Source organism: Roseburia lenta (genome assembly GCF_014287435.1).
GTDB lineage: Bacteria > Bacillota > Clostridia > Lachnospirales > Lachnospiraceae > Pararoseburia > Pararoseburia lenta.
Genome location: NZ_JACOPG010000004.1, coordinates 96,695 through 123,338 on the forward strand (window position 1 = coordinate 96,695; position 26,644 = coordinate 123,338).

The 26,644-nt window shown below is 45.2% G+C and carries 17 protein-coding genes and 1 pseudogene; 14 read left to right on the plus strand and 4 right to left on the minus strand.

Going from position 1 to position 26,644, the window contains the following annotated elements; translation table 11 throughout:
* Positions 1–167: 167 nt before the first annotated feature.
* From ppdK (H8R94_RS10285) to H8R94_RS10310, 6 genes and pseudogenes are all read left to right on the plus strand, one after another.
* The gene (gene ppdK / locus H8R94_RS10285) at positions 168–2,804 is read left to right on the plus strand and encodes a pyruvate, phosphate dikinase (RefSeq protein ID WP_118535626.1); all 2,637 of its coding nucleotides are present in this window, start codon (positions 168–170) and stop codon (positions 2,802–2,804) included.
* Between the two features lie 217 nt (positions 2,805–3,021).
* Entirely contained in the window at positions 3,022–4,500 is a 1,479-nt protein-coding gene (locus H8R94_RS10290; RefSeq protein WP_186854600.1) for a family 43 glycosylhydrolase, read from the plus strand.
* Positions 4,501–4,533: 33 nt separating this feature from the next.
* Complete coding sequence (locus tag H8R94_RS10295; protein WP_186854601.1) at positions 4,534–4,758, plus strand: DEAD/DEAH box helicase family protein; 225 nt, start codon at positions 4,534–4,536, stop codon at positions 4,756–4,758.
* Between the two features lie 268 nt (positions 4,759–5,026).
* Positions 5,027–6,655, plus strand: a pseudogene (gene ppdK, locus H8R94_RS10300) (pyruvate, phosphate dikinase); the annotation flags it as partial.
* A gap of 491 nt (positions 6,656–7,146) precedes the next feature.
* On the plus strand, positions 7,147–8,517 hold the full coding sequence (locus tag H8R94_RS10305) for a TrpB-like pyridoxal phosphate-dependent enzyme (RefSeq protein WP_118282094.1): 1,371 nt from the start codon (positions 7,147–7,149) through the stop codon (positions 8,515–8,517).
* Between the two features lie 143 nt (positions 8,518–8,660).
* Positions 8,661–9,212 (plus strand): GNAT family N-acetyltransferase, encoded by a 552-nt coding sequence (locus tag H8R94_RS10310; protein WP_118535618.1) that lies wholly within the window; start codon positions 8,661–8,663, stop codon positions 9,210–9,212.
* Positions 9,213–9,387: 175 nt separating this feature from the next.
* Here the strand turns inward: H8R94_RS10310 and H8R94_RS12205 are convergent, their stop codons facing one another.
* Entirely contained in the window at positions 9,388–10,257 is an 870-nt protein-coding gene (locus tag H8R94_RS12205) for a chaperonin (RefSeq protein WP_243098746.1), read from the minus strand.
* Positions 10,258–10,522: 265 nt separating this feature from the next.
* Between H8R94_RS12205 and H8R94_RS10320 the strand changes: the two genes are divergently transcribed.
* On the plus strand, positions 10,523–13,201 hold the full coding sequence (locus tag H8R94_RS10320; RefSeq protein WP_186854602.1) for a glycoside hydrolase family 3 protein: 2,679 nt from the start codon (positions 10,523–10,525) through the stop codon (positions 13,199–13,201).
* Between the two features lie 79 nt (positions 13,202–13,280).
* Entirely contained in the window at positions 13,281–13,901 is a 621-nt protein-coding gene (locus H8R94_RS10325; RefSeq protein ID WP_186854603.1) for an ECF transporter S component, read from the plus strand.
* A gap of 119 nt (positions 13,902–14,020) precedes the next feature.
* Here H8R94_RS10325 and H8R94_RS10330 read toward each other — a convergent pair whose 3' ends face one another.
* A complete protein-coding gene (locus H8R94_RS10330; protein WP_186854604.1) occupies positions 14,021–15,661 on the minus strand; it encodes an ABC-F family ATP-binding cassette domain-containing protein in 1,641 nt (546 codons plus the stop codon).
* A gap of 252 nt (positions 15,662–15,913) precedes the next feature.
* Between H8R94_RS10330 and nifJ the strand changes: the two genes are divergently transcribed.
* The 4 genes from nifJ (at position 15,914) to H8R94_RS10350 (ending at position 22,787) form a co-directional block, all read left to right on the plus strand.
* The gene (gene nifJ, locus H8R94_RS10335; RefSeq protein WP_186854605.1) at positions 15,914–19,462 is read left to right on the plus strand and encodes a pyruvate:ferredoxin (flavodoxin) oxidoreductase; all 3,549 of its coding nucleotides are present in this window, start codon (positions 15,914–15,916) and stop codon (positions 19,460–19,462) included.
* A 387-nt stretch (positions 19,463–19,849) separates the two neighbouring features.
* A complete protein-coding gene (locus tag H8R94_RS10340) occupies positions 19,850–20,479 on the plus strand; it encodes a hypothetical protein (RefSeq protein WP_118282077.1) in 630 nt (209 codons plus the stop codon).
* Positions 20,480–20,551: 72 nt separating this feature from the next.
* Positions 20,552–22,201 (plus strand): putative manganese-dependent inorganic diphosphatase, encoded by a 1,650-nt coding sequence (locus H8R94_RS10345; RefSeq protein ID WP_186854606.1) that lies wholly within the window; start codon positions 20,552–20,554, stop codon positions 22,199–22,201.
* Between the two features lie 19 nt (positions 22,202–22,220).
* On the plus strand, positions 22,221–22,787 hold the full coding sequence (locus H8R94_RS10350; protein ID WP_186854607.1) for a flavin reductase family protein: 567 nt from the start codon (positions 22,221–22,223) through the stop codon (positions 22,785–22,787).
* Positions 22,788–22,852: 65 nt separating this feature from the next.
* Here the strand turns inward: H8R94_RS10350 and H8R94_RS10355 are convergent, their stop codons facing one another.
* Together H8R94_RS10355 and H8R94_RS10360 are read right to left on the minus strand one after the other, a co-directional pair.
* Positions 22,853–23,368, minus strand: a complete 516-nt coding sequence (locus H8R94_RS10355) for a DUF4364 family protein (RefSeq protein WP_158573076.1) — start codon at positions 23,366–23,368, stop codon at positions 22,853–22,855.
* Positions 23,369–23,423: 55 nt separating this feature from the next.
* Entirely contained in the window at positions 23,424–24,578 is a 1,155-nt protein-coding gene (locus H8R94_RS10360; RefSeq protein ID WP_178010488.1) for an NAD(P)-dependent malic enzyme, read from the minus strand.
* A gap of 218 nt (positions 24,579–24,796) precedes the next feature.
* On the opposite strand from H8R94_RS10360, the gene rho reads away from it, so the two are divergent.
* Both rho and rpmE read left to right on the plus strand, forming a co-directional pair.
* Entirely contained in the window at positions 24,797–26,257 is a 1,461-nt protein-coding gene (rho, locus tag H8R94_RS10365; protein ID WP_186854608.1) for a transcription termination factor Rho, read from the plus strand.
* A 153-nt stretch (positions 26,258–26,410) separates the two neighbouring features.
* The gene (gene rpmE, locus H8R94_RS10370; RefSeq protein WP_118282061.1) at positions 26,411–26,614 is read left to right on the plus strand and encodes a 50S ribosomal protein L31; all 204 of its coding nucleotides are present in this window, start codon (positions 26,411–26,413) and stop codon (positions 26,612–26,614) included.
* Positions 26,615–26,644 lie beyond the last annotated feature (30 nt).

Here is a 26,644-nt window from a genome sequence, read left to right on the forward strand (position 1 = left end):
GTCTGTTGGATAAATTTGTCATAATAAAGAAGATTAGATATTGAATAAATTGGAAATTATGCTAAAATCAATTATGTGCGGCTTAGCACATGGAGTGGTGTGTTCCATATGCATTCAGATACGAATGAGTTGAAGGACACAAAGTATTTTTTAGGAGGAAATTGAAAATGGCAAACAAATGGGTCTACATGTTTAGTGAAGGCGACATGACCATGCGTAATCTTCTTGGTGGTAAAGGTGCCAACCTTGCAGAGATGACTGATATCGGTCTTCCGGTACCACAGGGATTCACAATCACAACGGAGGCTTGTACTCAGTATTATGAGGACGGACGCAAGATCAACGACGAGATCATGGCACAGGCTATGGAAGGCGTTAAGAAAATGGAGGAGATCAACGGAAAGAAATTCGGCGATCTGAAGAACCCTCTTCTTGTTTCCGTTCGTTCCGGTGCTAGAGCATCTATGCCTGGTATGATGGATACAATTCTTAACTTAGGACTGAATGATGAGGTAGTAGCAGCAATGATCGCTGGTAACCCTGATCCGAAGTTCGAGCGTTTCGTATATGACTCTTACAGACGTTTCATCCAGATGTTCTCAGACGTTGTTATGGAAGTTGGTAAGAAGTATTTCGAGCAGTTGATCGACAAGATGAAGGAAGAAAGAGGCGTTCAGTATGACGTTGAACTTACCGCTGCTGACCTCAAGGAATTAGCAGAGCAGTTCAAGGCTGAGTACAAGAACCAGTTAGGACAGGACTTCCCTTCTGATCCTGTAGAGCAGTTGAAGTTAGCAATCGAGGCTGTATTCCGTTCTTGGGACAACCCACGTGCAAACGTATATCGTCGTGACAACGACATCCCTTACTCTTGGGGAACAGCAGTTAACGTAATGCCAATGGTATTTGGTAACTTAAATGATGAGTCCGGTACAGGTGTTGCATTTACACGTGATCCTGCTACAGGTGAGAAGAAGTTGATGGGTGAGTTCCTGATCAATGCCCAGGGCGAGGACGTAGTTGCCGGTGTTCGTACACCAATGCCGATCGCTCAGATGGAGCAGGAATTCCCAGAAGCATATGCAGAGTTCATTCAGGTATGTGAGACTCTTGAGAATCACTACCATGACATGCAGGATATGGAATTTACCGTAGAAAACAAGAAGTTATACATGCTGCAGTGCCGTAATGGTAAGAGAACAGCTCCGGCTGCTCTTAAGATCGCATGTGATCTTGTTGACGAAGGACATAAGACAGAAGAAGAAGCAGTAGCAATGATCGATCCTCGTAACCTGGATACACTTCTTCATCCACAGTTTGATGCAGCAGCACTTAAGGCTGCAACACCACTTGGAAAGGGCTTAGGAGCATCTCCTGGAGCAGCTTGTGGTAAGATCGTCTTTACAGCAGAAGATGCTGAGGCTTGGAACGAGCGTGGCGAGAAGGTCGTACTTGTTCGTCTTGAGACTTCACCAGAGGACATCACAGGTATGAAGGCTTCTCAGGGTATCCTGACTGTTCGTGGTGGTATGACATCACATGCAGCAGTTGTTGCCCGTGGTATGGGAACCTGTTGTGTGTCTGGTTGTGGCGACATTGCTATGGACGAGGAGAACAAGAAGTTCACACTTGCAGGCAAGGAATTCCACGAAGGAGATTACATCTCTATCGATGGTACAACAGGAAATATCTACGATGGCGAGATCAAGACAGTTGATGCAACCATCGCTGGTGAGTTCGGTCGTGTAATGGCTTGGGCTGACAAGTATAGAAAGTTAAAGGTTCGTACAAATGCAGATACTCCTGCAGATGCTAAGAAGGCACGCGAACTTGGAGCAGAAGGCATCGGACTCTGCCGTACAGAGCATATGTTCTTTGAAGAAGACAGAATCGCAGCATTCCGTGAGATGATCTGTTCTGATACAGTAGAAGAAAGAGAAGCAGCACTTGAGAAGATTCTTCCATATCAGCAGGGAGATTTCAAGGCTCTTTATGAAGCATTGGAAGGATGCCCGGTTACCATTCGTTTCTTGGATCCACCTCTTCATGAGTTCGTTCCTACAGAAGAAGCAGACATCAAGAAGTTAGCAGATGCTCAGGGCAAGACTGTAGAGCAGATCAAGACAATCATCGATGGACTCCATGAGTTCAACCCAATGATGGGTCACAGAGGATGCCGTCTTGCTGTTACTTATCCTGAAATCGCCAAGATGCAGACAAAGGCTGTTATCCGTGCAGCAATCGAAGTTCAGAAAGAGCATGCTGACTGGAACATTAAGCCTGAGATCATGATCCCACTTGTATGTGAAGTGGAAGAATTGAAGTATGTTAAGAAAGTCGTTGTTGAGACAGCAGACGCTGAAATTGCAGCAGCAGGCGTCACATTAGAATACGAAGTTGGTACTATGATTGAGATCCCAAGAGCAGCACTTACTGCTGACGAGATCGCTAAGGAAGCAGACTTCTTCTGCTTTGGTACAAACGATCTGACACAGATGACATTTGGATTCTCTCGTGATGATGCTGGTAAGTTCTTAGATGCTTACTATGACAAGAAGATCTTTGAGAACGATCCATTTGCTAAGTTAGACCAGACAGGTGTTGGTAAGTTGATGGAGACTGCTATCAAACTTGGTAAGCCAGTCAACCCGGCACTTCATGTTGGTATCTGTGGAGAGCATGGTGGAGATCCTTCTTCCGTTGAGTTCTGCCACAAGATCGGTCTTGACTATGTATCTTGCTCACCATTCCGTGTACCTATTGCACGTTTGGCAGCAGCACAGGCAGCAATCGCTAATAAGTAATTTAAAATTCAAATTCAAATAAGGATTTTGAGAGTCAGCCCTGCACTCAATGCAGGGCTGTTTTTTATACAGAAATGATTGATACGATATGCAAATTAGGATATACTAGGACTATGACGAAGGAGAGGAATATGCAGGTATTACAGGAGACCATCAGCAGATGTAAGAAATCACTACAGTGAAATTTCAAGACAGTGATACAAGAAGGAGAACAAACATGAAAAAGCAAGCATTTAATCCATATTTACCAAGTTATGAATATGTGCCGGATGGAGAACCACATGTTTTTGGGGACAGATTATATATTTATGGTTCTCATGACAAGTTTAATGGCAAAAGATTTTGTGAAAATGACTATGTGGCATGGTCAACTCCAGTTGATGATTTGGCTGATTGGAGATATGAAGGAGTTATATATAAAAAGACGCAGGATATTGACAATGCAAATGGAGATAAGGTGATGTATGCTCCGGATGTGGCAAGAGGAGTAGATGGAAAATATTATCTCTACTATGGTCTTGAAAACGACAACAAAATTGGTGTGGCTGTGTGTGATAGCCCGGCTGGAAAATATCATTTTTTAGGTTGTGTGCAGGATAAAAATGGTGAATACTGGGGGAGAAGACCGCAGGATTTTATGCCGTTTGATCCGGGTATTCTTGTAGACGATGGCAGAGTATATCTTTACGCAGGTCAGGGACCTATGATGGAAAAAATGGCCAAGAGTGAGTATAAGCGACATTTCAGAGATAGTTCTTATTTTGTGGAACTTGAGACCGATATGCTTACGATGAAACAAGAACCGGTTAGATTATTACCAAATATAATGGATTCTGCAGGCACGGGCTTTGAGAACCATGAGTTTTTTGAGGCAAATTCCATTAGAAAATTTGACGATAAATACTATTTTATTTATTCATCCGTGCAGAGTCACGAGTTGTGTTGGGCTGTATCTGACAGACCAGATGGAGATTTTACTTATGGTGGTGTATTAACTTCTAATGGTGATGTGGGTCCTCTTGGCTTTACATCTACAAAAAGTTATGCTAAGCCATTGGGATACGAAGTCAAGAATTACATTGGAAATAATCATGGTAGTGTAGAAAAGATAAAGGACAGGTATTATGTTTTTGGACATAGACATACTGCCAGAAATATGTTTTCCAGACAGGGGTATGCAGAGGAGATAAAGTTTAAAAACGGAAAATTTGAATATGCCGAACTTACAAGTTGCGGTCTTAATGACGGCCCTCTGATGGGAGTTGGTGAATATGAGGCAAGGATAGCCTGTCATTTGTATTCAAAGAAAGGTCCGACTTGGTCTGCTCATAAACTGGTCCAAAACAAAGAGCATCCAGCCTTTATGCAAGACGGATTAGATCGCGAGGACAATCCAAACCAATACATTCAGAATATGAAAGATGGTGCTGTTGCTGGATTTCGGTATTTTGATTTTGAAAGCTATGAGCCGGATTCGATTTCTGTAAAGATTCGTGGAAAGGCTAATGGGTATTTCTACATATACGATGACGCTGACAAGAAAAATATACTAGGAAAGATCGCTATAGTTGTGAATGACAAGAAGAATTTTTGCTGTGTAAAAGACTCTTTAACTGTTCCAAAAAAGAATAGTGCACTTTACTTTGAATACAAGGGTAAGGGATATCTAGATTTTTATAGTTTTGAACTAAAATAAATGTTCATACATGTCACTAAGGAGCCGAACGTAATGGCGCAAGGAATGTCTTGGATCAAAACGAATATGAGACTTGCGATGAATACATCGGATGAAACCATTGCGGAACTTATGACGGACGGATGTAATATGGGAGTGAAATCTTTGAGTCGGTATTTAAATCAGTATAAGGCAGCGGATGATAGGGCAAAGGCAATCACGAAGAAATTGATCAATTTGGAAACTGATTTGTGTAGTGATTTAAGAGTATATTTATAGCAAAGAGTGTGCGGTAAAGCACACTTTTTCTATATACAGAAATGATATATAAGATATGCAAATTAGAATATAATGTGACTATGAAGAAAGAGAGGTATTGTAAGAACTGATAGAGTGGCACCGATTAGTGGAACATTTGATGATTTAAGACAGATGCTGCGGGAGGGATAGGATTTGAAATATAAGGTCATTCGAACAGATACTGCAGATGCCTCGAGCATAAAGTACTTGGCAGAGTCCTGAAATTCTGTTTATAATATAGGAACATATGCAGTGCCGTAATGGTAAGAGAACAGCTCCGGCTGCTCTTAAGATCGCATGTGATCTTGTTGACGAAGGACATAAGACAGAAGAAGAAGCAGTAGCAATGATCGATCCTCGTAACCTGGATACACTTCTTCATCCACAGTTTGATGCAGCAGCACTTAAGGCTGCAACACCACTTGGAAAGGGCTTAGGAGCATCTCCTGGAGCAGCTTGTGGTAAGATCGTCTTTACAGCAGAAGATGCTGAGGCTTGGAACGAGCGTGGCGAGAAGGTCGTACTTGTTCGTCTTGAGACTTCACCAGAGGACATCACAGGTATGAAGGCTTCTCAGGGTATCCTGACTGTTCGTGGTGGTATGACATCACATGCAGCAGTTGTTGCCCGTGGTATGGGAACCTGTTGTGTGTCTGGTTGTGGCGACATTGCTATGGACGAGGAGAACAAGAAGTTCACACTTGCAGGCAAGGAATTCCACGAAGGAGATTACATCTCTATCGATGGTACATGAGGAAATATCTACGATGGCGAGATCAAGACAGTTGATGCAACCATCGCTGGTGAGTTCGGTCGTGTAATGGCTTGGGCTGACAAGTATAGAAAGTTAAAGGTTCGTACAAATGCAGATACTCCTGCAGATGCTAAGAAGGCACGCGAACTTGGAGCAGAAGGCATCGGACTCTGCCGTACAGAGCATATGTTCTTTGAAGAAGACAGAATCGCAGCATTCCGTGAGATGATCTGTTCTGATACAGTAGAAGAAAGAGAAGCAGCACTTGAGAAGATTCTTCCATATCAGCAGGGAGATTTCAAGGCTCTTTATGAAGCATTGGAAGGATGCCCGGTTACCATTCGTTTCTTGGATCCACCTCTTCATGAGTTCGTTCCTACAGAAGAAGCAGACATCAAGAAGTTAGCAGATGCTCAGGGCAAGACTGTAGAGCAGATCAAGACAATCATCGATGGACTCCATGAGTTCAACCCAATGATGGGTCACAGAGGATGCCGTCTTGCTGTTACTTATCCTGAAATCGCCAAGATGCAGACAAAGGCTGTTATCCGTGCAGCAATCGAAGTTCAGAAAGAGCATGCTGACTGGAACATTAAGCCTGAGATCATGATCCCACTTGTATGTGAAGTGGAAGAATTGAAGTATGTTAAGAAAGTCGTTGTTGAGACAGCAGACGCTGAAATTGCAGCAGCAGGCGTCACATTAGAATACGAAGTTGGTACTATGATTGAGATCCCAAGAGCAGCACTTACTGCTGACGAGATCGCTAAGGAAGCAGACTTCTTCTGCTTTGGTACAAACGATCTGACACAGATGACATTTGGATTCTCTCGTGATGATGCTGGTAAGTTCTTAGATGCTTACTATGACAAGAAGATCTTTGAGAACGATCCATTTGCTAAGTTAGACCAGACAGGTGTTGGTAAGTTGATGGAGACTGCTATCAAACTTGGTAAGCCAGTCAACCCGGCACTTCATGTTGGTATCTGTGGAGAGCATGGTGGAGATCCTTCTTCCGTTGAGTTCTGCCACAAGATCGGTCTTGACTATGTATCTTGCTCACCATTCCGTGTACCTATTGCACGTTTGGCAGCAGCACAGGCAGCTATTGCTAATAAGTAATTGCGGATTCATATGTAATTTATCTCCCTACCGTATGGTGGGGAGATATTTTTTTAGAAACCTCTTGACTTTACCGCACTAATGTATTATCCTGTCACTATATTAAAACCGATGATGCAGACGAGTATAGCATTTGGAAGTGCACAGAGAACTGTTGGTGGTGGGATAACAGTGGTGAAAGGGTGCTAGAATGGACTGCAGAGGGCGAACTGAAAGCACAGGCGAGTAGGGGAGACGTGGGATGCACGTTACAGCAGATTATGTATGTTGGTACATAAATGAGGGTATTCTGTCCGAAGCAGGATGAAATTAGGTGGCACCGCAGGAGTATAACTTCTGTCCTATGTATTTAGGACGGGAGTTTTTTTGTTATGGCAACGAGGAAAATACACGCATTTATATGGTGTATTTGACGACCGCTAATCAGATCAGGTAAGCGCACACTCTCATTCCATGTAAATAAATTTCGCAAAGCAAGGAAAGGAAGAAACATGAACAAGACAACAATTCCCTACAAGATTTATCTGGATGAACAGGAGATGCCAAAGCAATGGTATAACGTTAGAGCAGATATGAAGAAGAAACCTGCACCACTCTTAAACCCTGCAACCTTGCAGCCTATGACCGTTGAGGATCTGGAAGCGGTATTCTGCACGGAACTGGCAAAGCAGGAACTGGATGATACGACAGCGTATTTTGATATCCCGGAAGAGATCCGGAATTTTTATAAAATGTACCGCCCATCGCCTTTAGTAAGAGCCTATTGCCTGGAGGAAAAACTTGGCACACCGGCACATATTTACTATAAGTTTGAGGGCAACAATACATCCGGCAGTCACAAGTTGAACTCCGCCATAGCCCAGGCATATTATGCTAAGAAGCAGGGTCTGAAGGGCGTGACGACAGAGACCGGAGCCGGACAATGGGGAACAGCACTTTCCATGGCATGCTCTTATTTTGATCTGGATTGTCAGGTCTATATGGTGAAATGTTCTTATGAGCAAAAGCCATTCCGCCGGGAGGTAATGAGAACCTATGGTGCGACGGTAACACCTTCCCCTTCCATGACAACGGAGATCGGAAGAAAGATCAATGCAGAATTTCCGGGAACGACCGGAAGTCTGGGATGTGCTATTTCCGAAGCAGTCGAGGCTGAGACCAAGCAGGAAGGTTACCGATATGTGTTAGGCTCCGTTTTGGCACAGGTTTTGTTACATCAGTCTGTCATTGGTTTAGAGACCAAAACAGCTCTGGATAAATATGGCGTCAAAGCAGATGTTATCATCGGATGCGCCGGAGGCGGTTCCAATCTGGGCGGTCTGATCTCCCCATTTGTGGGCGAAATGTTAAGGGGCGAGAATGATTACCAGATCATCGCAGTGGAGCCGGCAAGTTGTCCGAGCCTGACAAGAGGTAAATATGCATATGACTTCTGCGATACCGGAAAGGTTACCCCGCTGGCAAAGATGTACACCTTGGGAAGTGAATTTATTCCGTCTGCCAACCATGCCGGTGGCCTGCGTTATCATGGCATGAGTTCCATCGTATCCGAATTATACGATCAGGGATTGTTGGAGGCCCGTTCCGTAGAGCAGACTGAAGTCTTTAAAGCAGCAGAGCAGTTTGCCAGAGTGGAGGGTATTTTACCGGCACCGGAAAGCAGCCACGCCATCAAGGTTGCTATTGATGAAGCCCTGCGCTGCAAGGAGACCGGAGAAGAAAAGAATATTGTCTTTGGCTTGACGGGAACCGGTTACTTTGATATGGTGGCATACCAGAAATACAATGACGGCGAGATGGGCGATTACATCCCGACCGATGAAGAACTGGCAAAATCATTGGCTGACTTACCACAGACCTAAAATATTTGTAGGAAAATCGTAAGATTTCACGGAGAAAAAACGAGGAAAAAGCATTGATGATCTTGATAAAATAGAGAACTCACCAATGCTTTTATTCTTTGTGTTATGATGGATAAAAAGTACATGACACGAAAGGAACAGGTATGCAATACAGAAAAAATTTGATCATGAAAAATGGACAGGCGGCAATTTTAAGAAGTGGAGTGGCTTCTGATGGGCAGGCAGCGCTGGAAGTTTTTAACCTTACGCATGAAGAAACAGATTTCCTTCTATCTTATCCGGATGAGTCCTCTATGGATGCTGAACAGGAAAGCGAGTTTTTGGAAAGAAAAACAGCAAGTGCAAATGAGGTGGAAATCCTTGCGTTGGTGGGAAATCAGGTGGTAGGAATGGCAGGGATCGATGCTGTGGGCGCATGTCACAAAGTCAGCCATCGGGCAGAATTTGGTATTTGCCTTGTAAAGGAATACTGGGGACTGGGACTTGGTACGGCATTGACCAAAGCCTGTGTGCAGTGTGCAAAAGATGCAGGCTATGCGCAAGTGGAATTAGATGTGGTAGCGGATAATGTATCTGCCATCCACTTATACCAGAAACTGGGTTTTGTGGAATATGGACGCAATCCCAAGGGCTTTTGTTCCAGAATGAGTGGATATCAGGAACTGATCTATATGCGCCTAGATCTGGAGGGATAGGTTTTTTCATTAAGAACCAATCTGATCAATTTTTCTGTATTTGTTGTATGAGATGAGTAGAATATTACTATCGCAGCTATTTCAAGGAGGTGCCAATATGAATATTCGTCCTTCAGCAGCAATCCGCCAGAACTACAGTAGCCTCTGTCTACGCCGACATGGAATATCGGTAGATTTATAAATTCTCCGGTGCGATCCAGTTGTCATCGATCCCGTCATGCAGCCAAGTATTGTCTGCCTCTGCGTAATCATCGACCAGTAGGTATTGAAACTTGCTGGTCGTTTTTAGTGCGTCATAAACGTAGGATAGGGGAACGCGCGACCGGTTGTTGGTCGGAGATCCCGGGTCACCTAGGAGAATCGTGTCATCCGTGGGGTTATAGAGGCAGAGCGTCACATAGTGACCCGGAACTCTTTGCCAGAGTTTGTCATCATTGGCACTGCTGACGAGGGCGATGGTCATCTTGCTGGTCTTTACCTGCTTTTGAAAATCTGCATAGTCGTTCGCCTTATAATACACATCGCAGTCCATTCCCATATCTCGAAGAATGACTTTCATATTGCCCCAATCCAAAGCTGCGGATGCCTTGGTAGGAGCATAGCCGGTTTCCTTATAGGCATAATCGTAGACGTCAAGGGGAGAGCAAGTGTAAGGCGAAAGGGTGCTATAGACATTGGCAACACAGCAGAAACCACAGCCAAAACCACTGAAATACTGTCCCTTGGCGTATTTCTGACACCATTGGCCAGACCATGTGGCACCGGCGCTCCAGGCACGGTGTCCCTGTAAAAAGGTGTAGACCTGGTCTTCGGAAAAAGGAGCAATATCATCGAGAGAAATCTCTCCGGTTATGATTTTGTGGTTGTATTGATAGGTCTGGGAAACAATGCCGGCATACAGTGAATCTGGCAAGAAATCCTCGGCAGCGTTTACATTTTGTGCATGCAGATGCGGTATTTTTTCTTCCAAACGCTCATGGAAAATAAGAGTAAGAGCGATGGTGATGATGCAAAGAAGTATGCTGAGTGTATTTTTTATCTTCATGTGTTTTTCTTTCTGTTAAAATGTGTTTTGGTTCAGTAATCTATGATAGCACAATGTGCATGGGAATACTACCGGGTCAATAGTGAATCATAAACATAGGGGCGTGCATGAGTGCTTATGATGATATTTTCCGATGCAGATAATCCCGGATAGAGTCTTTAAGTATACATTATGTTTATTAAGTAAATCAATCATATAAAATGAATATTCTTTTTGTATCTTTAAGATGTTAAAATAATAAAAAAACAGGCAGGAGGTTTTTATTATGGATATTCGGCAGGCGATTGGCTTTATCACCGGAAAAGCAGCAAAACATCCATATCCGGAGCATATGCAGGATGCAAGAAAGATCGCAGCAGACGGTATTGTGCTGTTGAAGAATGAGGGGGATCTATTGCCGCTGGCTGAAAAAGAACTGGCACTTTTTGGGGCGGGCGCAGTGGATACCATTGTGTGCGGATCCGGCTCTGGTTATGTTATGGCACCTTATACGATAAATGTCATGCAGGGATTGGAAAATGCAGGCATTCAAATTACATCAAAAAACTGGTTAAAGCGTTATCAGGAGGCCAGTAAAAAAGCAAATAAGGAAGATAAGACTTTGTCCAAACTGGATCGGTCATGGTCTGGCCTTAGCATTCTGATTGATGATATTGAAGTGACAGATGCAGATATCAAAGAAAGTAGTAGTGCAAAGACGGCGCTTTATGTTGTCCGAAGAAATGCCGGAGAGAATCATGATCGACGTGCAAAAAAAGGGGATTATTATCTGTCTGATCGGGAAATGGATAACATAAAAAAGATTGCAGCATCCTTTGAACATACCATTATCGTACTGAATACTTGTGTGATTGACGCTAATTTTATCGGGGAGATCGAAGGAATTGATGCGGCACTTCTTTTAGGACAGGCAGGTATGGAGGCCGGAAATGCGCTGGCAGATATTCTGACAGGAAAAAGCAGTCCATCCGGTCATCTGACCGATACCTGGGCAAAAAATTACCAGGATAATCCGGCAAGTGCTACTTTTGGTTCCAATGACGGCAACAATCTGCAGGAAGATTACGTGGAGGATATTTTTGTCGGTTACCGCTATTTTGACAGTTTTGGCGTAGAACCACTCTATCCGTTTGGTTATGGACTTTCTTATGGCAAACCGGAGTATGAACTGGTGGAGATCGCAGCAGATTGGAAAGAGGTCACATTAAAGGTTAAGGTAAAAAATGTTGGTCCTATAAGATCACGTTTTGTGGCACAGGTTTATGTGAGCACACCAAATGGTAAACTTTGCAAACCATATCAGGAATTAAAAGCCTATGGCAAGACGAAAGCACTTGCAGCAGGAGAAGCAGAGGAACTTACCCTTAAAATTCCAACGGAATCTTTAGCAAGTTATGATATGGAAACCGCAGCTTTTATCATGGAAGCCGGAGATTATCTGATCCGTCTGGGAAGCGATTCTAAGAATACGGCAGTGGCGGCATTACTTTGCCTAGATGCGACAGCAAGACTGCGTCAGGTAAGCAATCAATTGCAGGCAGATCGTGAGATGGATGTCCTTACGACACCACAGGCATGTATAGAACGTGTACAAAAGGAAACGGCAGAAGCAAGAAATCAGGCCGAGAGCGGAAACTTGAAAATGATCCAACTATCAGCGGCAGATTGTCAGACTGTTGACGGCGCAGCCAAGCCGGTTGAAAAACGTGTTTCCGGCAAAGGCAATGCCAAGGCTACTTTTATCGATGTTGTGGAAAAACGTGTGCCTATGGCTGATTTTGTGGATTCCTTGGACGAGGAAGTGCTTTTTCGTCTGGTAGCGGGCGCAGCTGATGAGGTGCCACATTCTGTTCCAAAGAGAACCAACAGAAAGTATAAGCCGGTAGGTGGTCCGACTTCTTCCGGCTCTACCACAGCATTGTATGTAGATTCTCTTGGTATTCCAAACTGGAAAGTGACGGATGGTCCGGCGGGCTGTCATCTGCCGTTTATGGGCGTGACAGGATATCCGGTAGGTATGGTTCTAGCACAGACATGGGACAACGACCTGTCAGATCTGATGGGAAGTGGCATTGGAAAAGAGTTGGAAGCATACAGCCATAGCATTATCCTAGGTCCTGGTATGAACATTCACAGAGATCCTTTAGGCGGTCGTGCCTTTGAATATTTTTCTGAAGATCCGCTTCTTTCCGGTAAAATGGCTGCTGCCATGACGATCGGTGTGCAGAAGACTCCGGGCGCAGGTGTTTCCATCAAACACTTTGCAACGAACAACCAGGAGGAGGATCGAACGCGGGAAAACAACACGGTGACAGAGCGTGCACTGCGAGAGATTTATCTCCGAGGGTTTGAAATCTGCGTGCGCGAAGCAGATCCAAAGACCGTGATGACCAGTTACAACTGCTTAAATGGCACGCACACATCATCAAGTTATGAACTGATCACAAATGTACTGCGCGGTGAGTGGGGATTCCGAGGACTGGTTATGACAGACTGGGGTTCAAAGAGTCAAAAACATCTTGACCTTGCAGCAGGAAATGATCTGATCATGGGAGGATATCGCAGCCAGTTTTTAAAGGTAGCCGTACACGGAACGCCGGCAGAGTTTGCAGACAACGGCTATGTGCGTGAACAGGAATTTAAGGTCTATGGTGGATTCTTTAAAAATGTAGTTGAGTTCTGGAATGCCTTTGAACCGGATGCACAAGGCCCGGACTGGGTCGCAACGACGGTTGCTCCTGGTGTGGAACTTTCCGACCAAGTGCAGAAAAAAATAGAAGAAGGAATCGCTACGGTGACAGAAAATGCAGACGGAAGTAAGACGGTTACTTATCGCGGTTACAACAGAGGACAGTATCTGGATATGGAGGATGTCAAGACCTGTGCTACAAGAACTTTAGAGCAGTTGGCGGATTCCGTATCTTATCGTCTGATGACCAAATAAAGTTCTTCCTTGCGGTGTGCCTTGTGCTGTGGTACTATCTCTATGGTAAATATTAACATTCAGCATAAGGGATAGAGAAATGAAAACAAAAAAATTATCAACAAAACAGTTGACGGTATTAGGACTCATGATCGCAGTTTTGGTACTTATGTCATACACGCCGCTAGGATATCTTAATATCGGACCACTTGCGATCACATTTAATATGATTCCGGTGGCAATCGCAGCCATTGCCTGTGGCCCATTGGGCGGAGCCGTGCTTGGAGCCGTATTTGGACTGACCAGTTTTGGACAGTGTATCGGTATCGGTGGTGTCAGTGCCATGGGGGCAACACTTTTTAGTATTAGCCCGATACTTGCTTTTATCCAGCGTTTTGTACCAAGATTTTTAGATGGCTGGCTTTTGGGCTATCTGTTCCGTTGGCTTCGTAAAGTAACCAAAAATACGACACTGGCCGGCTATATCACCGGATTTTTATCCGCCTTTTTAAACACGGTATTTTTCATGGTGGCATTGGTTGTTCTGTTCGGAAATACAGACTATGTGAAGAATCTGATCGGTGGACGTAACATCATCGTATTTATCTGTGCTTTTGTAGGTGTCAATGCCATCTGCGAGATGATCTCTGCAACCATTTTAACAGGTGTGATCTCCGTAGCACTCAAAAAAGCGCGGCTGATCTTACAGGAAGAAAAATAGCACATAAAGTGTGTCACAATTGAAAAAAGTTATTGGAAAAAGCCATCCAGTGTCGATTTTGTAATCGTGGCACTGGATGGCTTTTGGCATGCAAGGGCTAGAAAGCATGTTAAAATCAATTAGTTGTCGGCAGCGTCATCATCGCTCATGGCGTAGACCTGACGTTTACGTGCCATTTCATCGCTTTCGAGATATTCGTCGTAGGTCGTGATCTTATCGATGATCTGACCATTTGGCATGATCTCGATGATACGGTTTGCGGTTGTCTCCACAAACTGATGATCGCGGGAAGAAAAGATTACAACACCCGGGAACTTGATCAGACCGTTATTTAAAGCGGTGATGGACTCCATATCCAAGTGGTCTGTCGGCTCGTCGAGCATGAGGACGTTGGATGCTTCGATCATCATGCGGGAGAGAAGAACACGCACCTTTTCACCACCGGAGAGGACGCGCATCTTCTTGACACCATCTTCACCGGCAAAAAGCATTCTGCCAAGGAAACCGCGGACATAAGTCGCATCCTTGATCTCGGAGAACTGTGTCAGCCAGTCTACGATGACATCATCGGTATCAAAGATCTCTGTATTATCCTTCGGGAAGTAGGACTGTGAAGTGGTCACGCCCCACTTGTAAGAACCTTCATCCGGTTCCATCTCGCCTGCAAGGATCTTGAAAAGGATAGTCTTGGCATGCTCATTTGCACCAACAAGAGCAACCTTGTCTTCACGACGCAGGTTAAAGGAAATATGATCTAACACAACTTCGCCGTCAATCGTCTTTGTCAGATTTTCAACGCTCAAAACTTCGTTACCGATCTCACGCTGTGGGCGGAAATCAATGTAAGGATATTTGCGGCTGGAAGGCTTGATCTCATCCAGTTCGATCTTTTCCAAAGCACGCTTTCTGGAAGTAGCCTGCTTTGACTTAGATGCATTGGCAGAGAAGCGGGAGATAAAGTCCTGCAATTCCTTGATTTTTTCTTCCTTTTTCTTGTTTGCTTCTTTCATCTGCTTCATCAGAAGCTGACTGGATTCATACCAAAAGTCATAGTTTCCGGCATACAACTGAATCTTGCCGTAATCGATATCCGCGGTATTGGTACATACCTTATTTAAGAAATAACGGTCGTGGGATACAACGATAACGGTATTGTCAAAGTTGATCAAAAATTCTTCCAGCCATGCGATGGCATCGAGATCCAAGTGGTTTGTAGGCTCATCCAAAAGCAGGATGTCAGGATTTCCGAAAAGTGCCTTTGCAAGAAGAACCTTGACCTTCTGGGCACCGGTCAGATCTGCCATCAGAGAGTAGTGGATATCCGGCTCAATGCCAAGACCGTTTAAGAGAGTAGCAGCGTCGCTTTCTGCATTCCATCCGTCCATGTCAGCGAATTCAGCCTCAAGTTCGCTTGCACGGATACCGTCTTCATCCGTGAAATCTTCCTTCATATAAATAGCATCTTTTTCCTTCATGATGTCATAAAGACGCTGGTTTCCCATGATGACAGTATCTAAGACCGTAAACTCATCATATTTAAAGTGATCCTGTTCCAGGAAAGAAAGACGCTGTCCCGGCGTGATGATGACATCGCCGCTGGTCGGCTCCAACTGTCCGGATAAGATCTTTAAGAATGTTGACTTGCCGGCACCGTTGGCACCGATCAGTCCATAACAGTTACCTTCCGTAAATTTGATATTTACATCTTCAAAGAGTGCCTTTTTCCCTAGACGCAGGGTGATATTACTTGCCTGTATCATTTTTTACACCTCATAAATTTGCTAAATTTAAACACCGTCTACTATTGTATCGTACTTTCCTTATTTTGCAAGGATTTTCGGGATAAAATGTGCTGGAATGTACTTGATTTTAAACAGTGGGAAGTATTGATTTTTTTTTGTCAAAATCTTATATTATTGAATTAGAGACATTACGCATTTACTGCGCCCTTTTTGGTGCCCGGCAAATGCTTATGTACATATTAAGAAAAGAGTCTTTTAGGAGGAAACGACATGGGAAGATCAAAACAATCTATGGATGGTAATACCGCCGCAGCTCATGTAGCATACGCCTACACAGAAGTAGCAGGTATCTATCCGATCACCCCTTCTAGTCCAATGGCTGATATGGTAGACCAGTGGTCTGCAGCAGGACAGAAGAACATTTTTGGAAGCACTGTTAAAGTAGTAGAGATGGAATCAGAAGCCGGTGCAGCAGGTACTGTACATGGTTCACTTGCAGCTGGTGCACTTACCACTACATTTACCGCTTCTCAGGGACTTTTACTTATGATCCCTAACATGTACAAGATCGCTGGTGAGCAGTTGCCATGTGTATTTGATGTATCTGCTCGTACAGTATCATCACACGCACTGAACATCTTTGGTGATCACAGTGATGTTTACGCTTGTCGTCAGACAGGTTTTGCAATGTTATGTGAGACAAACCCACAGGAAGTTATGGACTTAAGCCCGGTTGCTCATTTGGCAGCATTGGAAGGCAAGGTTCCATTCCTTAACTTCTTTGATGGTTTCCGTACATCTCATGAGATCCAGAAGATCGAGAAATGGGATTATGAAGATCTGAAAGAAATGTGTCCAATGGAAGCAGTAGAAGAGTTCAGAGCACACGCTTTGAATCCTAACCACCCAGCAGCTCGTGGTTCTCATGAAAACGGAGATGTATTCTTCCAGCATAGAGAAGCATGTAACACAGCATACGATGAGTTACCTGCAGTTGTAGAGAAGTACATGAACAAGGTAAACGAAAAACTTGGTACAAACTACGGCTTATTCAACTACTATGGTGCTCCGGATGCAGAGCGTGTTATCGTAGCAATGGGATCTATCAATGATGTTGCTGAAGAAGTTATCGATTACTTGACAGCAGCAGGCGAGAAGGTTGGTCTTGTTAAGGTTCGTCTGTATCGTCCATGGTCATCAGAAGCATTACTTAAGGTTATCCCTAAGACAGCAAAGAAGATCGCTGTACTTGACAGAACAAAAGAGCCAGGATCTCTTGGCGAGCCATTATACCTTGATGTTGCTACCACACTTCGTGAAGCAGGTATGAATGACGTTGTATTAGTTGGCGGACGTTATGGTCTTGGATCAAAGGATACACCTCCATCATCTGTATTTGCAGTATATAAGGAATTAGAGAAGGATGCTCCTAAGCATCGTTTCACAATCGGTATCGAAGATGATGTTACACATCTTTCACTTCCAGAGGTTAAGCCGGCTCCGATCACTTCTGCTCCTGGTACAAAGGAATGCAAGTTCTGGGGTCTTGGTGGAGATGGTACTGTAGGTGCTAACAAGAACTCTACAAAGATCATCGGTGACCATACAGACAAGTACATCCAGGCATACTTCCAGTATGACTCTAAGAAGACCGGTGGTGTTACAATTTCTCACTTGAGATTTGGTGACAACCCAATCAGAAGCCCATACTACATCAACCAGGCTGACTTCGTTGCATGTCACAACCCAGCATACGTTACACAGGGTATGAAGATGGTTCAGGATGTTAAGCCGGGCGGAGTATTCATGATCAACTGCCAGTGGTCTGATGAAGAATTAGGACATCATCTGAACGCTGAAGCAAAGAAGTATATCGCTGATAACAACATTCAGTTATACACGATCAACGCTATCGATAAGGCTATCGAAATCGGAATGGGTAAGAGAACCAACACGATCTTACAGTCAGCATTCTTCAAGTTAGCTGATGTTATGCCGATCGACGAGGCTGTTGAATTTATGAAGCAGGCTGCTAAGAAGTCCTACAGCAAGAAGGGTGACGCAGTCGTAGAAATGAACTACAAGGCAATCGACGCCGGTGTAGACGCTGTACATAAGGTAGAAGTTCCTGCATCTTGGGCTAACCCAGAAGCAGATGCTCCTAAGGCAGAGCGTACAGGTCGTCCGGAAGTTGTTAAACTTGTCAATGATTTACTTGATCCGATCGCAAAGATGGATGGTGACAGCCTTCCGGTATCTGCATTTACAGATTGCGTAGATGGTCAGTTCGTAACAGGTGCTTCTGCATACGAGAAGCGTGGTACAGCCGTTATGGTTCCAGAGTGGGATGCAGAGAAGTGTATTCAGTGTAACAACTGTGCATTTGTATGTTCACATGCAACCATCCGTCCATTCTTACTGAGTGACGACGAAGTTAAGGCTGCACCTTCAAATATCAAACTTGCTGATATGAAGCCTAAGGGTGGAGATTACAAGTACACAATGAGCGTATCTCCTCTTGACTGTATGGGATGCGGCGAATGTGTTACTGTATGTCCTACAGCAGCAATCGCTATGGTTCCACAGGAATCACAGGCAGATGAGCAGCCGGTATTTGACTACTTAGTTGCAAACGTTGGTAAGAAGGATGTTGGATTATCAGACATCACTCCTAAGGGATCACAGTTCAACCAGCCACTCCTTGAGTTCTCTGGTTCTTGTGCAGGATGTGCTGAGACATCTTACGCTAGATTGATCACACAGCTCTACGGTGAGCAGATGTTCATCTCTAACGCAACAGGATGTTCTTCTATCTGGGGTAACCCGGCAGCAACATCACCATACACAGTAAATAAGGACTCTAAGAAGGGACCGGCATGGTCTAACTCATTGTTCGAAGACAACGCTGAGCATGGTCTTGGTATGTACGTTGGACAGAAATATATCCGTGATATGGCTATCGAGTCTGCAAAGGCTTGCGCTGAAAGCGACAAGGCATCCGCAGAACTTAAGGCTGCATTTGCTAAGTTCGAAGAGACTAAGGATGATACAAAGGCAAATACTCCTGCAACAGAAGCACTTGTAGTTGAACTTGAAAAAGCAGCAGCTGCAGGATGCCCGGATGCTAAGGAAGCACTTGCTAAGAAAGATTACCTTGCTAAGAAGTCTGTATGGATCTTCGGTGGTGACGGTTGGGCATACGATATCGGATTCGGCGGATTGGATCACGTACTTGCTTCCGGTGAGAACGTCAACGTTATGGTATTCGATACAGAGATGTACTCTAACACAGGTGGACAGGCTTCTAAGGCTTCTAACATCGGTGAAGTATGTCAGTTCGCTGCAGCAGGTAAGGAGATCGGCAAGAAGTCTCTTGCAGAGATCGCTATGAGTTACGGTTATGTATACGTTGCACAGATCGCACTTGGTGCTAACCCTGCACAGGCTGTTAAGGCTATCGCAGAGGCTGAGGCATACAACGGACCTTCACTTATCATCGGCTATGCTCCATGTGAGTTGCACGGTATCGCTAAGGGTGGTATGAACCACTGCCAGGATGAAATGAAGAAGGCAGTAGCCGCTGGTTACTGGAACCTGTTCTCATTCGATCCTGCTAAGAAGGCAGAAGGAAAGAATCCATTCACTTTGACATCAAAGGCTGGAGACGGTTCTTACCAAGACTTCTTGAACAACGAGGCTCGTTATACTCGTCTGATCAAGCCATTCCCAGAGCGTGCTGAAAGACTCTTTGCTAAGTCTGAAGAAGCTGCTAAGGAACGTTACGATCACTTACAGAAGTTAGTTGATCTTTACAGTTAAAAAATAGAGACGTTAATCGTTTCAAAATAATAAATCCCGTCGGGGCATTTGCTCCGGCGGGATTTTTTTGTCCAGGGACGTTCCTTTTGCCACAAGGAGTGTCCCCTTTGGCATGGAGAGGGGGCAGACAGGCACAGGGCAGATAGACCGAGGCAGGCAGCAGGGGCTGGGGCAAGAAACTGTGCAAGAGACACTTTATTAAAAGAAAAAGGTTTCTCGAAGAGACTCACCTAACCTGCTCCAAAGTTGTCTTGCCCCAGCCCCTGCTGCCTGCCTCGGTCTATCTGCCCTGTGCCTGCTTGATCCAGCGACTACCATATTTAGTGTGTTTACAAAGGGGACATGCAATGATAAAATAAACTTTAGATTAAAGAAGGGACATGTATCATGGAAGAGATTAAGGTAGAAAATCAGGTAGACGAGATGTTGGAGGAGCCGAGTGGTGAAGATATGCTCCTTGCTCAGATTGATGCATTTCGAGATAAGGCAAAGCAATTACAGACCCTGATCAGTGCCAAGGAGCGCAAGGTCAAGGAATTAGAGGCGATGGTTCGCGCCAAGGAAGAACGCAACAACCAGTTGCAGGAAGAACTTGCCAAGAAGCAGGCAGAGGCTGACGGGATTGCCGCAGATGTCGAGACACAGGTGGATCGCATGATGCAGACCCTGCGCGGAAGCGTAGATGATTTAGAGCAGCGCATTCAGCAGCAAGTGGCGGACAATCAGGAGAATGCAGCCGTTCAGACACAGGCAGTCAAGGACACCTTGGAGGATATGACATCCGGCTTGGATGCGATCAAGGGAGAACTGTCTGAGAAGGTACACTCTGAGAATGTACTGCAATATCGCAATATTCAGGATCTTTTAAAGGAATTGGATAATCGCGAGGAAACAGCCAAGAAGAGCGAGGAGGAGTTCTCTGTTGTCAAGAAGCGCATTACTTTAGTGACAGTTGTTTCTATCGTCAATGTCGTTGCAGTTGTGACACTGATCTTAGCAACTTTTGGCATTATCTAATATCATACATAGTATCAGTATTTTGACAGGATGGGGCTTCTTTTTAGGAGCCCTTTTTCTAAGGAGGGTATTATGGCAAAACAGGAAAGATGTGTTTGGGTCGTAGGGCATAAGAACCCGGATACCGATTCCATATGTGCGGCTATTTCATATGCATATTTGAAAAATCAGACCGAAGACGGGCATTTTATCGCAAAGAGAGCGGGGAGCATCAACAATGAGACGCGTTATGTGCTGGAGCGTTTTGGGGCAAAAGAACCGGGGCTGATCACGGATGTCGGCGCCCAGATCAAGGATATTGACTATCGTCAGACCGAGGGTGTCAGTGGTCATTTCTCGTTGAAAAAGGCATGGGAACTCATGCGTTCTCTGGATGTTGTTACCCTGCCGGTCGTGGATGAGAGCAAACGTCTGACTGGTCTGATCGTCAATGGAGATATCGCATATTCCTATATGGATGTCTTGGATAACCGTATTTTGGGACGTGCCAAGACCCAGTATCGCAATGTCATCGAGACCATCAACGGCTGCATGGTGACAGGCAACGATCATGCCTATTTTACCAAGGGCAAGGTCGTCGTAGCATCTGGCAACCGGGAGACCATGCGTGATGAGATCGAGGATGATGATCTGGTCATTGTGGGAAATATCACGGCGCGCCAACTTATCGCCATCGAGCAAAATGCAAGTTGTGTAATCATCTGTGGGGAGACCAAGGTCAACCCGGGCGTGATCGAGCGGGCGCAGAAGAAGGAATGTGTGCTGATCACAACACCGTATGATTCCTTTACAACGGCGCGTCTGATCCATCAGAGTATGCCGATTCGCTATTTTATGACCAAAGAAAATCTCATCACTTTTGAGCCGGATGACTATGTGGATGACGTCAAGGAGACTATGTCAAAGATCCGCCATCGCGACTTCCCGATCTTGGATGAGCAGCGTCATCTGGTTGGTATGATGTCGCGCAGAAACTTGCTCAATATGAAAAAGAAACAACTGATCCTTGTGGATCATAATGAAAAGACGCAGGCGGTCGACGGGATCGAACAGGCGGACATCCTGGAGATCATCGACCACCATAGATTAGGCAGTCTGGAGACCATTTCGCCGATCTTTTTCAGAAACCAGCCGCTGGGCTGTACGGCGACCATCATTTATCAGATGTATCAGGAAAAGGGCGTGGAGATCAATTCGCAGATCGCAGGACTTTTGTGCTCTGCTATCCTTTCAGATACCCTGATGTTCCGATCACCGACCTGCACCGCTATAGACAAGATGGTAGCAGAGCAGTTGGCGCAGATCGCAGAGGTCGATGTGGAAGAATTGGCGACCGCCATGTTTGAAGCAGGATCCGATTTCAGCGCCAAGACGACCGAAGAGATCTTTTATCAGGATTTCAAGATCTTTGATTCAGATGATATTACCTTTGGCGTGGCACAGGTCAGCGCGGTCAGCCGCAGACAGTTGAATTCGATCAAGCCGGAATTGCAGGCATATCTGGAAAAGGTATTGGCAGAGAAGGGGCTCAAGATGGTCTTTGTCATGCTGACCGATATTCTTCAGGAGGAGACCGAACTCATCTATGCCGGAGGCATGGCAAAAGGGGTGATCGAACAGGCTTTTGGCGTGTCAGAGGAAAATGGCGGCTTTATGCTTGCAAATGTCGTATCGCGTAAAAAACAGTTGATTCCGCCTATGATGCAGGCAATGCAGTCATAGGGGAAAGAGAAGGAGAAAAATGGCAAAACAGTCATGGAAACCTGGAAATATGGTCTATCCACTGCCGGCAGTTATGGTGTCGGTGCGGGATCAGGCAGGGCAGGATAATATCATCACCGTGGCGTGGACAGGAACCATCTGTACCGATCCGCCCATGGCATATATTTCTGTGCGACCGGAGCGCTATTCTTATCATATGATAAAAGAATCGGGCGAGTTCGTGATCAATCTGACGACCAGGGATCTGGCATGGGCGACCGATTATTGTGGCGTGACATCGGGACGGGATGTCGATAAATTTGCCAAGTGTCATCTGACAAAGGAAGCCGCAGACGAGGTTTCGGCACCGCTGATCGCAGAAAGCCCGGTCAATATCGAGTGCAAGGTGCGCGAGATCAAGGAACTTGGCTCCCATCATATGTTTCTTGCAGATGTGGTGGCAGTTCATGCAGATGAAAAATATATGGACGAGACAGGCAGATTTTGTCTGGATCAGGCGGAACCGATCGCCTATTCCCATGGCACATACTATAGTCTGGGAGAAAAGTTAGGGACATTTGGCTATTCGGTAAAGAAGAAAAAGTAAAAAGACCGCAGGGTGCATATCATATCATAGGGCATCCTGCGGCTTTTTGATTTTTGGTACAAAAATTATTGGATCAAAGTATCCATGAGACTCATATAGACATCCTCATGGCGGACTTTCCAGTTATTGCAGATGGTCTCTGCCTGCTCGCTGGTAGAAGCGTGTAGTGACAGATCCAGCATAGTGTGTCCGTCCTGTGTGAATTTACAATGGACAATGTAACCACCGCCGGTTGCAAGGTCATAGTTGGCGGTTAGGGCATTGTCTTTTTTTATTTCAAATTTGTGGTTGGACAGATACTCGACCATATCCGCCTCAATGGCAGAACTGACCTTGTCACGCATGAGAGACAGGGTCTGACTTCCCTCATCTGTCAGGGAGTACAGGGTATTGTTGTGAGACTGGGAAAGACTCACAAGATGGGCTTCCTCCAAGTCACTGATGACCTGTTGGATGGTAAAATAGTCTGTGTATTCTTTATCTAAAAAAAACTGAACGATCTGAGCGTTGCTCAGAGGAATATCTACTTTAGAGAGAAGAAGCAGCACTGAAATTTTGTAGATCATATTAGGCTCGGCCATAAATTTCTCCTTTCTTTTTGCAGAGCCACAGGAACGTCCCTGTGGCATGCGGCATTTATCTTACAATGTGATCTTTGACGGCTTGGGATACCACCTGAGCCACTCTTGGATCAAAAGCCTCCGGTAAAATGAAGTCTTCGTTTAATTGATCAGGATCCACAAGGTTTGCCAGCGCATTTGCGGCAGCCAGTTTCATGTCTTCTGTGATCTGTGTCGCACGGCCTTCCAGCGCACCCTTAAAGATACCCGGGAAAGCAACAACATTGTTGACCTGATTTGGAAAATCACTGCGTCCGGTACCAACGACCTTGGCTCCGGCAGCCTTTGCCACATCCGGCATGATCTCCGGTGTAGGGTTTGCCATAGCAAAGATGATGGCATCGCGGTTCATGGAAGCGACCATCTCGGCGGAAACAATGTTTGGAGCAGAAACGCCGACAAAGATATCAGCACCGACTAAGGCATCAGCAAGAGATCCTTTTTTATTTTCCAAATTGGTGACCTCGGTCATTTCCTTTTGCATCCAGTTCAGATTTGGATAATCTTTGCCGATGATGCCCTCGCGGTCACACATGGTCACATGCTTGAAACCGTAGCGGAGCAGTAACTTGGTAATGGCGATTCCGGCAGAACCGGCACCGTTTACAACTACCTGACAGTCTTCTTTGTCTTTGCCGACAACCTTAAGACCATTGATGATGCCGGCAAGAACGACGATCGCCGTGCCGTGCTGGTCATCATGGAAGACCGGAATGTTTAATTCTTTTTTCAGACGTTCCTCGATTTCAAAACATCTGGGAGCGGAAATGTCCTCTAAGTTAATACCACCAAAGGTCGGTGCGATCGCCTTGACTGCGGCAACAATCTCGTCGGGATCCTGCGTTGACAGGCAGATAGGAAAAGCATTGATATCGCCAAACTCTTTGAAGAGGACACATTTGCCCTCCATAACAGGCATGGCAGCCTCAGGTCCGATATTGCCCAGACCAAGCACAGCACTGCCGTCAGAGACAACGGCAACGGTATTTGCCTTGAGGGTGTAAGTATATACGGCTTCTTTATCCTCTGCAATGATGCGGCAAGGGGCTGCTACGCCCGGGGTATAAGCAATGGCAAGATCCTCACGGCTCTTGACCGGAGCCTTTGCACAGGTCTTGATCTTTCCATTCCATTGTTTGTGTAAAAAAACGGCTTTTTCGTCAATACTCATGATGTTTTATCCTATCCTTCCTGTAAAAATATGAATTTATTTGTTTCCTTATTATAGCATAAAGGGGGGCAATCTAAAATAGGGTATTCCCATTTTGCCGCAAATAAGATATACTATATGCAATCGTGATGATCTAGGTCATTTCAGACAGGTTACCCATTGGATTAGAGATAAAGACAAAGAGTTTATCATAAATGAAGTAGGACAAGGAGTAGGGCATGAGAGAAAAATACGAAAGTTTATCTGCCAGTGTATTGCGTGAACTTGCAAAGTCAAGAGGCATTAAGGGGACTTCGACCATGAAGAAGGCACAACTTGTAGAAGCCATGCTTGCACTCGATGAGAGCGAGGCAGAAAGCAAGAAAGCGGAAGAAGCCGCAAAGCCAAAGACCGCTGCTAAGGCAGAGTCAGAAAAAACAGAGAAAACAGAGCGTACGACCAGCGTGCATCATAGCCGTGGCAGTGCAGAGGGCAGAAGAGAGCATAGAAGCGAGCATCATGATAATGTGCGCGCAGAACATGGTGAGGAAAACGCAGAAGCACCTGTACTGGAAGAACCGAGAGACTGCGCCGGTATCTTAGAGATCATGCAGGACGGCTTTGGATTTATCCGCAGTGACAATTACCTGCCGGGTGATAACGATGTTTATGTGGCACCATTGCAGATTCGCAAACTCAACTTAAAGACGGGCGACATTCTGGTAGGCAAGACTAGACGTAACAATCCGACAGACAAGTTTGGAGCACTGGTACATTTGGAGACCATCAATGGATTTGCACCGGAAGAAGCTGCAAAGCGTAAGAATTTTGAAGATCTGACACCGATCTTCCCGAACGAGCGTATCCGTCTGGAACAGCCGGGATCTTCCGTTGCTATGCGTATCGTAGACCTGGTTTCTCCGATCGGTAAAGGACAGCGTGGTATGATCGTTTCCCAGCCAAAAGCCGGAAAGACAACCCTTTTAAAGGAGATCGCAAAGTCTGTCACAACTTCTTACCCGGATATGCATCTGATCATCTTACTGATCGATGAACGCCCGGAGGAAGTAACGGATATCCGGGAAGCCATTCAGGGCAAAAATGTAGAAGTAATCTATTCTACCTTTGATGAATTGCCGGAACACCACAAGCGTGTGTCTGAGATGGTCATGGAAAGAGCCAAGAGACTGGTTGAGCACAAACAGGATGTCATGATCCTGATGGATAGCATCACACGTCTGGCACGTGCCTACAACCTGACGGTTCCACCAAGTGGACGTACTTTATCCGGTGGTCTGGATCCGGCTGCTTTGCATATGCCAAAGAAGTTCTTTGGTGCAGCCAGAAATATGCGTGAGGGCGGAAGCCTTACCATTCTTGCAACGGCACTGGTAGATACAGGAAGCAAGATGGATGATGTTGTATTTGAGGAATTCAAGGGAACCGGTAACATGGAAGTGATCCTGGATCGTAAACTTTCTGAGAAGCGCGTATTCCCTGCTATTGATATTGCAAAATCCGGTACACGCCGTGACGATCTGCTTCTGGATAAGGAAGAGCAGAATGCAATGGAGATCATGCGCCGTGGCTTAAACGGCATGCGCAAGGATGAAGCAGTGGAGAGCATCTTAAATATGTTTGCCCACACCAGAAACAATAAAGAATATATCGCCAAGGTACTCCGCAGCCGTATGTTCTAAAATTTCTAATAAAAAATGCGCATACATCTTGCAATCTGACAGACCCTATGCTACAATAATGGAGCTGTTTATCGGGATGTAAATAGTATCGTGTATGTCTTCGGACATAAAACATGCAATACAATAGATTATGTTTTTAGAGAGGTGTAAGTAATGAGACAAGGTATTCATCCAGATTATTATCAGGCTACTGTAACATGTAACTGTGGTAACACATTTGTAACAGGATCTACAAAGGAAGATATCCACGTAGAAATCTGTTCTAAGTGTCATCCTTTCTACACAGGACAGCAGAAGGCTACAAAGGCTCGTGGACGTATTGACAAGTTCAACAAGAAGTACGGTATTGAGCAGTAGGACACAGTCGCTTACAGGGGTCAGATCTTT